The 11,654-nt window shown below is 36.5% G+C and carries 12 protein-coding genes and 1 tRNA gene; 9 read left to right on the forward strand and 4 right to left on the reverse strand.

Features of this window, described 5'->3' with window-relative positions; translation table 11 throughout:
* The first annotated feature begins 19 nt into the window (after positions 1–19).
* Together yihI and B5D82_RS07195 are read left to right on the forward strand one after the other, a co-directional pair.
* The gene (yihI, locus tag B5D82_RS07190; RefSeq protein ID WP_081150306.1) at positions 20–592 is read left to right on the forward strand and encodes a Der GTPase-activating protein YihI; all 573 of its coding nucleotides are present in this window, start codon (positions 20–22) and stop codon (positions 590–592) included.
* A gap of 9 nt (positions 593–601) precedes the next feature.
* Complete coding sequence (locus B5D82_RS07195) at positions 602–1,102, forward strand: DUF2489 domain-containing protein (RefSeq protein ID WP_081150308.1); 501 nt, start codon at positions 602–604, stop codon at positions 1,100–1,102.
* 9 nt (positions 1,103–1,111) lie between these two features.
* Here B5D82_RS07195 and B5D82_RS07200 read toward each other — a convergent pair whose 3' ends face one another.
* A complete protein-coding gene (locus tag B5D82_RS07200) occupies positions 1,112–1,660 on the reverse strand; it encodes a DUF1285 domain-containing protein (RefSeq protein WP_081150310.1) in 549 nt (182 codons plus the stop codon).
* 214 nt (positions 1,661–1,874) lie between these two features.
* Between B5D82_RS07200 and B5D82_RS07205 the strand changes: the two genes are divergently transcribed.
* Positions 1,875–1,950 (forward strand) — tRNA-His (locus tag B5D82_RS07205).
* A 917-nt stretch (positions 1,951–2,867) separates the two neighbouring features.
* Positions 2,868–3,635: a PEP-CTERM sorting domain-containing protein gene (locus B5D82_RS20140; protein WP_094122773.1), complete on the forward strand. Its 768-nt coding sequence runs from the start codon at positions 2,868–2,870 to the stop codon at positions 3,633–3,635.
* Positions 3,636–4,130: 495 nt separating this feature from the next.
* On the opposite strand, the gene B5D82_RS20235 is transcribed toward B5D82_RS20140, so the two are convergent.
* Positions 4,131–4,265 (reverse strand): hypothetical protein, encoded by a 135-nt coding sequence (locus B5D82_RS20235; protein ID WP_281255943.1) that lies wholly within the window; start codon positions 4,263–4,265, stop codon positions 4,131–4,133.
* A gap of 351 nt (positions 4,266–4,616) precedes the next feature.
* On the opposite strand from B5D82_RS20235, the gene B5D82_RS07215 reads away from it, so the two are divergent.
* The 4 genes from B5D82_RS07215 (at position 4,617) to B5D82_RS07230 (ending at position 6,938) form a co-directional block, all read left to right on the forward strand.
* Positions 4,617–4,883, forward strand: coding sequence for a type II toxin-antitoxin system Phd/YefM family antitoxin (locus B5D82_RS07215; protein WP_081150312.1), 267 nt, complete (start codon positions 4,617–4,619; stop codon positions 4,881–4,883).
* A gap of 47 nt (positions 4,884–4,930) precedes the next feature.
* Positions 4,931–5,182: a type II toxin-antitoxin system RelE/ParE family toxin gene (locus B5D82_RS20310; protein ID WP_425429887.1), complete on the forward strand. Its 252-nt coding sequence runs from the start codon at positions 4,931–4,933 to the stop codon at positions 5,180–5,182.
* A 574-nt stretch (positions 5,183–5,756) separates the two neighbouring features.
* Complete coding sequence (locus B5D82_RS07225; RefSeq protein ID WP_172820629.1) at positions 5,757–5,951, forward strand: NF038104 family lipoprotein; 195 nt, start codon at positions 5,757–5,759, stop codon at positions 5,949–5,951.
* 426 nt (positions 5,952–6,377) lie between these two features.
* Entirely contained in the window at positions 6,378–6,938 is a 561-nt protein-coding gene (locus tag B5D82_RS07230) for a lysozyme (protein WP_081150314.1), read from the forward strand.
* Positions 6,939–7,057: 119 nt separating this feature from the next.
* On the opposite strand, the gene B5D82_RS07235 is transcribed toward B5D82_RS07230, so the two are convergent.
* Both B5D82_RS07235 and B5D82_RS07240 read right to left on the reverse strand, forming a co-directional pair.
* Complete coding sequence (locus tag B5D82_RS07235; RefSeq protein ID WP_081150316.1) at positions 7,058–8,002, reverse strand: response regulator; 945 nt, start codon at positions 8,000–8,002, stop codon at positions 7,058–7,060.
* A 184-nt stretch (positions 8,003–8,186) separates the two neighbouring features.
* The gene (locus tag B5D82_RS07240; protein WP_081150318.1) at positions 8,187–8,678 is read right to left on the reverse strand and encodes an NYN domain-containing protein; all 492 of its coding nucleotides are present in this window, start codon (positions 8,676–8,678) and stop codon (positions 8,187–8,189) included.
* A 261-nt stretch (positions 8,679–8,939) separates the two neighbouring features.
* Between B5D82_RS07240 and plsB the strand changes: the two genes are divergently transcribed.
* Positions 8,940–11,384, forward strand: coding sequence for a glycerol-3-phosphate 1-O-acyltransferase PlsB (plsB, locus tag B5D82_RS07245; protein WP_245807580.1), 2,445 nt, complete (start codon positions 8,940–8,942; stop codon positions 11,382–11,384).
* Positions 11,385–11,654 lie beyond the last annotated feature (270 nt).

Consider the following 11,654-nt stretch of genomic DNA (forward strand, 5'->3'; position numbering starts at 1 on the left):
ATTATTTTAAGTTATTATTATGTCTCGTACGAAAAAATCACGCAAACCGGGCACTGGCTCTATTGGCATCCTTAAAGATGACAAAAAAAAATTAGTCGAACCGAAGCCTCGCAGAGCAAAGAAAGCGAATGGTAACGAAGCGGGAAATCGCCAAAAAGAAGCCACACCAAAAATCATCAATAATCCAAACTCAGCTAAAAACAAAGATCCTCGCATTGGTAATAAAACGCCTATTGATTTAGGTAAAAAAGTTGCTGCGCCGATTAAAGTTAAACCCGCTAAAAAGGTTCAAGATAACTCACCTATAGCGGCAATTCGTGCTGTCGAAGTTAGCGAGACCTTGGAAGAGCAATTAGGTCGCATCGAACAAGACCCTAGATTACTTGAAATACTCGAAAAGCAAGATGCTGACGAAGCCTTAACGCCAGAAGACGTTATCTATTTCAATACGCTAATGGAACAGCATGAAAAAATCAGTGAAGAATTAGGTTTAGATGATGACGAAGAAATTGTAGCACCGGCTAAAAGATCGGACTCTGAAGATGATCTATGGGACAAGTTTGATAACAGTGATTTATCAAAATTTGAGTAGGTATCAATAATGCTTTTAAACCCTTGGATTTATCTAGCTTTATTAGCTCTTGTTATTATTGGCGTATTAGCCGCAATAGCCACCAAGTTATTGCGTCAATTGAAACAACAAACGCTTGAGCAAGAGCAACAAAAAGCCGCTCAACAGCAAGCATTGCAACAGCATGATAAAAAAATAATTTCTAGTGTTGTTATTATTGTGCGCGCAATGAAAGAAGAGCAATGCGATATTGCAGAAGGTTGTTGGCGCTTAAGTGTTCTACTTGACTCATTAAAGTTAAGCCAAGACCTACATGTGCAATTTCCAGCGATATTCAAATTTTATGAAGCCATAAAGCATATGCCGATTCTAGCTGCACGGAAGAAGCTAGATAAAAAGTCTCGTATGAAACTAGATTTCGAGCGAATGAAACTAGAAGCAGAAATGGCAGACGATATTCGCAAAGATATCGAACTACTGCACCAATACGCCAATGAGCGAAATAGCATGCTGAGTGCAGCTTCTGCTTAATACTTTTAGTTAACCTTCTAGCTGACCTAAACTAAATCGACAATCGGCGCTGAAAAACACCAATTCAGCGCCATTGCCCTGGTTATCCTCACGGGCTAAATCTACCCATTGATAATAAACATTACGATGTACCTTTGCCTGCAAGTTTCGTCTAACCGTGACATATAAGCCACCATCTTCGGACACTTCTAATGGATGTTCAGTATTTAGGATAAAGCTGTCATCTAAATTAGTCGTCACTTGCATCTGAGTTTTCTGTTCATCTAGCCATTGCCATTGTGTTAAAACAAAGGGTGCATCTTCGACGACAATACCAACCTTTTCGACCGGTGTTACTAAAAAATACTTATCATCTTCTTTTTTTAAAACCGACGCGAATAGCTTTACCAAAGACAAACGTTTAAACACTGTGCCGTTGTAAAACCAACTACCATCCGACTTTATTTCTAAATCAATATCACCACAAAAAGGTGGATCCCATAATTCAACCGGTGGCATTTTTTTAGCCTTGCCCTGTTGAGAATCAGAAATTTGCGCAGAAATTTTTTCTAATGACATAATAATCAACTTAATAAGTAGCTTTACCTAATGGTAGCAAGTTAAACGTTAAAGTTGAAATAGCTAAATCATTACCCATTGAATTAAAAATTCTGCTTTGGCAGGTTTAATTCAACCAAAATGAAGCAAAATAAAATATTTTTCTTGTCAATTAGCGCATAAATGCAATATACTCCTCGCGCCTTACCACAAGGCGTTTCAAGTAAGTTCAGTGGTGGCTATAGCTCAGTTGGTAGAGCCCCGGATTGTGATTCCGGTTGTCGAGGGTTCAAGTCCCTTTAGCCACCCCATTCTTCCCCTTTATATTCAAAGCCTCTGGGCAATCACAGACTATAATTAGCACTTTCTGATGAATGCTCCTGTGCATATTCTGTGAGTATTTGAAGCTAATTAGGTCTAATTACTTACACGTATATCCAACTTCTAGCTCATATCCTCAACATCGACCGGAACTGATTAACTTTGCCTGTTCAGGAAATTTACTGTCTATTTCCTGTGCTTTTTTCAGAAAAGTAAAAATATCGTTTCTAATGAAGACGTCTCGAAAGTGCGCATTATAGTTATCTACTGATTGTTCTTTAGGTCAAGTTCTAGCCATAAGTGGAAGTTAGCTTTTGAGTTATTAACGGCAGTTCAGAGAATGAAAAATCAAAGGTCGATCTGCCAATATCCGACTTCCACTAACAACGGATAAAACTCCGTTAGTACGCATATATTAAGTTTTATTACCTTGTTTTATTCGAAATCCATTAATATCAAAGAACATGGTTTATCGCCAAAAATCATTGACTTGAGTTCGAAGAGATACCAACGAACGACATATCAAGCCAACTGATTACAAGTCAGTTGTTCGGTGGTAACAATCTGTTGAATATACTGGCTTGTAGTGGTTTAAACCTGATTGATAGATAATTTATTTATAGTTTTATGTGGAATTCAATTATCTCATACTATTTTTATAGTAGAACCAATAAAAACATGCTTGTTAATATTATGTTCTAAAATCAATCGATTGATGAGTTTTCTGTGTCAGGTTATTTTACAGTTAAAATATTTATGTTGGATTTACTTTTATATCTAGTTGAAATTATTGATTATTGTTGTACTGGCTCGTTTTGTGCACAGACTAGGTTTAATAAGGTGATGTCGTTTCACTTTAAGCATTTACTTTCCAAAACTATTGGAAAAAATTAAAAGGGTATATCAAATGAATTTTAAATTTTTAAATGCCGCTATTGTCAGCTTGGTATTATCAGTTGGTGGTTTTGCTAATGCGGGAGTCATTCTTATTGGCCAGACGGCTGGTTATAATTACTCTAACATTGAGATAGCTTTGGAAACTGCTGGTCATAGTGTGGATTTTGTAGATTTAACTACAACAGATTCTGTATACAATGCATTTAATGCAACCAGCTACGATCAATTTTTCTTGTTTGATGTTACAACAAGTAATTTATTGAGCGGTAACGATTTATCATCTCTTGCTAATTTGCATAACCAACATAGCTCAATTGTTATGGACACACAGTCATATAATTATAACGCATGGGATTTAAATAACGCTAATGGGAATCAGATGTTAGTTAACATAGCCGATCAATTCTCATTATTTGGTGGAGGTGTTTTTTTGGGGACAGACCATGATAGCTGGGCGAAAAATGCAAATGCAATGCTAAGTAGTTTTGGAATGGGTAATATCACCGGTGATATTTCTGGCGAAATAACTTGGTTTAACGCTGCTAGTCCAATTTTTAATGGGGTTAACCCATTAAGCTGGGGTTCTAGCTCATACGGAAGAGCTTTGACAGGTGTGCACGGCGGTCAAACGTTTACGGCGCTAGCAGGCACAAGTTCAACCACATTCATTAGTTCTAGTTTTGTTGATTCCACATCAGTCCCAGAACCATCTACACTAGCTATTTTTGCATTAGGTATGATTGGTTTAGCATCACGTCGATTTAAGAAACAATCTTAATATAGTTTTTTAATACATTATTCTAGAAACATCAATTGTAATGATTGGTGTTTTTTTGTTTCTGATGATTGGTAAATTATGTAGTTTTATCAATAAACTATTACCATAGAATTAAGTATCCTTTGTTATGCCATATAAACAAAGACTTCTGACGATTCCATTTAAATAATTAACACTGTGGTACCTGTGGGGTCAGGTTCGTTGAAATGTCAGCAATGCTGTTTACCTCATTAGCGTCTGATATTTTGAATTCACTTAAGTCTTATTTGTCGGTTCACTTGTCGTGAGATAATCCTAGGCTAACGTCTTCGTATCTTTGCTGACTGTTTTAAGGACGATTCTCTATTAATAAAAATGACAGGAAAGTGGCATAAGTGATCGTTACGAATGTAAAAAAAAGAAGAATTAAAATTTTTATAAAACATAACGACCAAACGCCGAACATGCCCATTTGTGAGAATTGGCTAACTAATAAAGTTAGCCTGCATTTTTTAATTAATCATCAAAGATAAAACCAACTATACCGCCAATGGTAGCACCAATTACTATGCCTTGCGGACCAAATCGTGAGCCTATCAATTCACCTTTAGTTGCTCCTTTCATACCACTATCTAAAACTTTGTTACTCATTCAATTATTTCCCTTAGATTTTGTAGTTCATACTGACAGCCGATATTTAATTCGTCTGACGGTTAAAGGTGTTTGAGTTAAGTAAGTCATTACACTTTAAATTTAATGGTGTAATGTCCATTGAGTTTTTATGGTGTATTTGCTTTAGCTAGCCCCTGTCTAGAAAAGGATTATTTGCTCCAAATAAGGTGAGTCAAAATTAATAACTACCATAATTATTTTAAATTTAACGATAAGGGCATGATGCCGCTGGACGTTCTGTTCTAAATAATTTTTTTTACAGCTTTTATTACCAAGCTACATGGATAAATATAAACTGGTGTTAATAACCATAGTTATTGGGATATTCGAATGCAACCAAAATTCTCAGAAGATGTCGTGCCCTTATCGGATCTTAAAATTAATCCAGTTAAGATAGTTAATCATGCTAAAGATTCTCATAGACCAATACTAGTCACTAGTCGTGGACGAGGTATTGCTGTAGTTCAAGGCTTAGACGAATATGAAAAAAGTATCGAAGAGCTTGCTTTCATAAAAGCTGTTGTCAAAGGCATGCTTGATATTAAAGAAGGAAATAAATCGGATATCAGTGATGTAAAAGCAAGGCTAGGTTTGTAGTTGTGAAAATTGAATTTGCATAATCTGCTATTTGTGTTCTAGAAGATATCAAGACATATTATGATGAGCAGCATGTTCCAGATATTGGTAATAATTTTATTTTAGACATAATAAGCCATATAGAACAATTACCCGATAATCCGAAAATTGGCAGACAAGTTCCTGAATTTTGCGTGTCATCAATTAGAGAATTAATTCACCCGCTTTTTCGTATTGTGTATGTATTAAATGCAATAAGCATTCAAATTATTAGAGTCTGGCGAAGCGAAAGATTAATGCATTTACCGTTAGATTATTGAGTGAAAAATAATGCTCGGGTATCAATCTGTGAGTATGTACGGCAATAAATTACCTTTAAACTCCAAGTAATGACATGAACAACACCCATAGTATATAGCCTGATACACGTTAAACTAAGTAAATCTTATACCGACAACTTGTTTGTGATTCCGCATTTCAAGTTCGCGAGAGTTCAAGTCCCTTTGGCCAGCTCATTTCTTTTCTTACCTTATCTTTAAAAATCAAAAACAGTTCATTACCTTCAATTTTGCTGGTTTGTGCTTTACAGCTATTAACCAACACATTTATTCATAGCAAAAAAATAAAAATCAACACATTAAATTACCTAGTATTATGCTTTCTTTTGGTTTTTTATCATGAGTGTCGAAGTTAATATTCATAGATTAAAGAATGAGTTCAAGGATCTAAATTGTAGTGGAAATACTTAATCCTGCTGACTATCTGCTATACCTTGTTTAGTTTTACGCATCTATAGTAATAATTTTCACGCTGATATGGCAGTAAAACAACGGTTGATTAGCGAATAAATTAGCGTATTCTAAATCGCTCTTTATTTATTCATTTAGGAACGTCATGTTGAAAAAAGTTACGCTAAGCATTTTTTTACTCTATGTGCTTGTTAGCTTATCTGGCTGTATTGCTGTTGCTGTTGTCTCAACTGCCGTAGGTGTCACTACATCGGTTGTTGGTGGCGCTATCGACGTTGTCGACGCGGTAACTCCAGACATAATTGACGACGACGATGAACAAGAAGACGACGTTCAATAAACAATGATCAATTACGCTGACAAACCATGTTTAGTCTTAGTCAATAAAGCCGCTCTTCTTTGCCGGATTTTTAAAGTGTTACGGCGGGCTTAATATTTTCATCTAGCGATTAATGCCCAAATTAAACTCTTATCACATTTGCTACTTTTCCTAAATGGTCACTTATCATGCTTATCCATTCCTTGAGTACTAATACCAAGTTTTTTAATTAGCTATTCATTTTTAATGGTTAAAATGAATAACTACGTCTTTAATTAAGATATATGTCATTCCTCATTTGAAGCTTGTTTATGCCTGCCCGTTTCAAAGTTAAGACAATGGCGAGTGTCGAATTCATATTATTCATTAGCAAATAAGCACTGAAGTATTATTGCTCAACTCAGAGCTATGTATATTAATTTTACAAACTAAGTTGAAGGAAAAATGATGAAATTTAAATATTTTGCTGTCTATGGCTTAATTGCTTTACTTGGCGCTTGTAGCCAAACGCCTAGAGTGTCGGATCAGTCTACCCCATCTAATCAATCGTCATCGATAACAAAAAGCGACCCAGGTAGCTTTAAAACAAACCAAGCCTGCATTAATATTATTAAAGAATTTGAAGGAGTGCGTCTCAATGCTTATAGAGGTCTCTCAGGTGCTTTTCTCATAGGTTACGGTCATATGGCTGATGTTCACAAAGGAATGAAGATATCGCAAAAGCAAGCTGAGCAGTTGCTTAAAGAAGATTTAAATCGATTTGAAAAAGACGTTGCCCGACATGTTAAAGTTCCGATCACTGAAAATCAGTTTAGTGCAATGGTTTGCCTCTCGTACAATATTGGTAGTGGTAATTTTTATAAGTCGACAGTACTGAAAAAAATTAACAACAACTTGCCGACAGAAGCAGCTGATGCCATTTTAATGTGGAATAAAGTTAATAAAAAGGTAAACCTTCATCAAGTTAAACGTAGAAAAATGGAAAGAGCTTTATTTATTATGCCTTAAACAGCCAGACATAATAAATAAAGGGTAAGTTGTGCATCACCACAATTTACCCTTCTTTGTATAATAGCGCTATTATTCAGCGTTAAATATAGTAATTAAAATCGAAAAGCTTTAGTTTTTTAAGCTATTTTCAAATAGTCTTTGATAATTTGCGCACCATTATCGGCCTGAATGGGTTTAAAGATAAAACCAGAGATACCCATACTTTCACAACTCTTGATTAACGCTTGGTCTGTTACCGAAGACAGCATAACTACGGGCACGTTACTGCCATTATCACGAATTTTCGCTAAGGCTAAGTCACCGTTCAGTTGCCCCATGACCACATCCATAAACATGAAGTCTGGCTTTTCCTCCTCAACCATTATCACTGCTGTAGAACCATCGTCAGCTTCAATAACATTATTATAGCCAAGTTGTGATAAATACCGTTTTAGTGCTTTGCGGATCATGCCACTGTCGTCAACTAAGAGTATTTTACTTTCAAGCGGCAATACTTTGGTATGTGGATTACTAATACCCGTACTGGCTTCTCGCTTAATCCCTACCGATTGATATTCAACATTGCGGATTAACAAATTAAAATAATAACGCCCCACACCTTCGATGGTAATAGGCACAGTTATAACTTCTGTTACACCGACTAAGTATTTGTCCATGTCATTCACGTCATGAACAAAGTATGGGCTAGAAAATTTATAATCTAAACTATAGCGGCCGTGTAAATCGGTTGAGCGACCGACAATGGTATTGCCCCACTCAGCTAAGGCATTACTTAATTCTTCGTTTATTTCAGTGAATTGATATTTTTCTTCAAACATATGTTCACAAACCGAGTTACCGATAGCAATCGCGGTTTCAGGGTAATGATGCATCATAATAACGCCATCTAAGCCGCCCGTAACTTCAGAGCATACCGCATAACCTTTAAAGCGAAAATCATCAACACTATCAACAAAGGCATCCCCGGCTTCGCCAACCAAGTTCGTCATGGCTTTTAAACTAGCAAGTGACTCATTAATAAATGGGTATAAAATAACTTTATATAGCGCTTCTACTGACATGATTATTCCTTTTTATAATTATTTATAAATCAATTTTGTTTGTACATACTAGCTAAAACAATGAGTCTAAATTTAACTGAAGTCGCCATTAATAGCATCATATATAACAAAATATTCTCCATATTTGAGCTAAGTGTTCTTTTAGTATGAATATAAAATAGAAATTCACCTGCCTAAATATACATTACAACAATAGCTTACGGTCGATAGGAAAAAATTCACTCGCGGCATTAATTAATGACTGTGCGGTTAAAGCTGTAACGCCATAGACATGAGTTTTTACACCGTCTCGTTGCATTATTTTTCTGAGTAATAAATCAAAGTCACCATCACCAGAAAGTAAGATAACAATATCGACTTCGGGTGCCATCTCCATTACGTCAACGGCGATACCAACATCCCAATCTCCTTTAGCAGAGCCGTCTCGTCGTTGAATAAAAGGTTTGAGTTTTACATCAAAGCCGATATGTTTTAAAGCTTTTTGAAACTTGTGCTGTTGATCATCACTGCGTTGTATTGCATAAGCATTAGCCAAAACAATTTCACCTTGCTGGCTGATTTCCTGCCAAAAAGCGCGATAGTTAAATTGCTGTTGAAAAGTATCTCGAGTGGTGTAATAAATATTTTGTACATCCACAAATATAGCAATTTTGGGGGACGTTGAGCTATTTTGCATAAAATTCCTATTGGCTAAATAAAGTAAGATTTGCTATCACTTAAATTATTTCTTTATATTTCATTATGGTACTTGGTTTGAGTGTATTTAACAGTTAATTATTAACATGTAAAAACTACCCATCGCCAACAAGAATGAAGTACGAGTATAATAGCCATTAAAGTATGAGTTGAGAACTTAGCTAGAATAACTCTAAAGGGATTAAGAGATTGTTCTCATGCTAAGCGTTATAATCGACAGTCAAATAAAACTGAGTAAAACATGATGTTAGCCATTCGTAAATTATTTTATTTATTATTACGTTTACCGATAAAGTTGTTGGTGCGTTGCAAAGTTGTTGCCGACGAAGTAATTAGTCTAGGTCAATTAACCACTGAGCAGCCGGTATTTTATGTACTGCGCCATCAATCAGCCAGTGATGTTTTATCGCTGCGTACGGCCTGTAAAAAAGCTAACTTACCCGACCCCTTAGAGCCCGTAAATGTTGATGGAGAAACCTTCTCTCGATTATTGTTTTTAGAAAAGCCCAAGGCTTTATTTAATTGGCGAAAACCGCAAAAAACCACGGCAATAGCACAGGGGTTTGAACTCCTTAATGCTCATGCTAATAACGAAGAATTAGACGCTCAACTAATACCTGCGAATGTTATTTGGGGCCGTACCCCGACGAAAGAGAAAAACAATACCAATGTTGGTGCTTTGCTCACCGACCAAGAATCGCCAACCTGGTTGAGAAAGTTTTTTATCGTATTATTTTTAGGCCGCCATACCATGGTGCGCTTTAGTGAAGCTATTTCATTTCGCCACATGGCGGATAAACATGGCAGTGATGAAGCCAGTGCTCACAAGTTAATCCGCATTGCGCGTTTTCATTTTCATCGTCAAATTATTGCGGCTACAGGGCCTAGGCTTATGCATCGCCAACAGATGTTCGCTAATTTGATGGTTAATCCCGCGATAAAAAGGGTGATCAGCGAAGAAGTAAAAAATAAAAACATCACAGAAGCAGAAGCGAAGAAACAAGCCTTAGCCATTATGGACGAAATTGCCGGCGATTATCGTGATGTTACCGTACGTTTCGGCGAAAGAATTCTCGGTTGGTTATGGAATCGACTGTATAACGGTATTGAAGTTAATAAAGCTGAACGCTTAAGAAACTTAGCGCAAGAAGGTCATGAAATTATCTACGTGCCATGCCACCGTAGTCACATGGATTATTTACTGCTGACCTACGTTATTTTTCAACAAGGCTTAGTAACACCGCGTATTGCTGCCGGTATCAATTTAAATTTTTGGCCAGCAGGACCTATTTTTAGAAAAGCCGGCGCCTTTTTTATTCGCCGCAGCTTTAAAGGCAACCGTCTTTATTCCACTATCTTTCGTGAATACCTAAGCTTACTGTTTGAACGTGGTTATTCTGTGAAATATTACTCAGAAGGTGGCCGAAGCCGAACAGGTCGTTTACTTGCACCGAAAACGGGTATGTTGGCGATGACCATTCAAAGCATGCTGCGTGGCATCGACCGACCGTTAACTTTAGTACCGGTTTATTTGGGTTATGAACACGTAATGGAAGTGGGTACTTATCATAAAGAGCTGAGTGGTAGCCAAAAGAAAGGTGAATCAATATTTGGCGTGATTAAAGCTATTCGAAACTTGCGTAATTACGGTAAAGGCTACGTTAACTTTGGCGAACCCATCAATATTAATCAGTTTTTAAATAATCAGGTTCCTGATTGGAAACAAGCAATAGACCCTATTGACCCACAAAAACCAACATGGTTAAACCCCTGCGTTAACGTGCTTGCACAACAAGTGATGACCTCAATCAACCAATGTGCTGCATTAAATGGAGTCGCCTTAGTTTCATTGATTTTACACGCAACAGAAAACAAAGCACTCACTAAAGCTGAGTTAATAAGCCAGCTTGATTTTTTCATCGCTATGCAACGTGCTGCGCCTTACCATACCGAATTAACCATACCAAATGAAAGCGGTGCAGAGCTTTTAGCGCATGTAATATTATTGAATAAAGTTTCCATTAACCAAGACAGTTTTGGTGACATTATTTCTTTAACTGAAAGCGCAATATTAGAACTACGCTACTATCGCAATAATATTATTCACACCTTTATATTACCGTCATTGGTGTGTCGTTTATTAGAGCGTAATGCAAAAATTAGTCAAGATAGTTTGCTCGGTCAAACTCAGCGCTTAGTCGCATTACTGCAAACCGATTTATTTTTATGGCAATCAGCAGAAGTTGTAGAAGAACAAGTGATCGCCGTTTGTCATTTCTTGGCTGATAAAGGGATTGTTAAACAAAGTAAATCGGGTGCTTGGTCATTAAGCAGTGACGATGAAAGTAGAGCTAAAATACGTTTAATTGCAGAATGTGTAAACGAAACCATGCAGCGTTTTGCCATCATAACATCATTGCTTGGCCAATTAGCCCCGGTTAAAAAGTCTGAATTAAATGAAAAGGTTGTTGCTATTGCTCAACGTTTATCCGTACTAAATGATATAAATGCGCCTGAATTTATTGACAAAAAGGCGCAATCAACCTTAATAAGTGCAATGAAAGATCACGGTTATATCGTATTAGATGAGGATGATAAATTAGTAGATAGCAGCACATTAAGCTTATTAAAAAGCTCAGTCAGTAATTTAGTCGATATCGAAGTTCTACAAAGTATCGTGCGTTAATTTTATCGCAAAGATTAATAGCAACTAACTAAGAATTCAGGCTTATAGTGATGATAAAGACTATAACGCCTGTTTTTTTTGAACAACACGCCAATGCATAACCTTGATATAGGCGTTTTAAAGACAATAACCCCATCAGTAGCACAGTAAATAGATGCACATTTATTGACTGTGCTCTTATTAACTGACTGTTTATCTTCAGCATCTTTTTCATACCCTGAGCACTGTCCGAGTGGGTGTTTATATGCCCTAAAATAAAACGTTAACTAT

Source organism: Cognaticolwellia beringensis (genome assembly GCF_002076895.1).
GTDB lineage: Bacteria > Pseudomonadota > Gammaproteobacteria > Enterobacterales > Alteromonadaceae > Cognaticolwellia > Cognaticolwellia beringensis.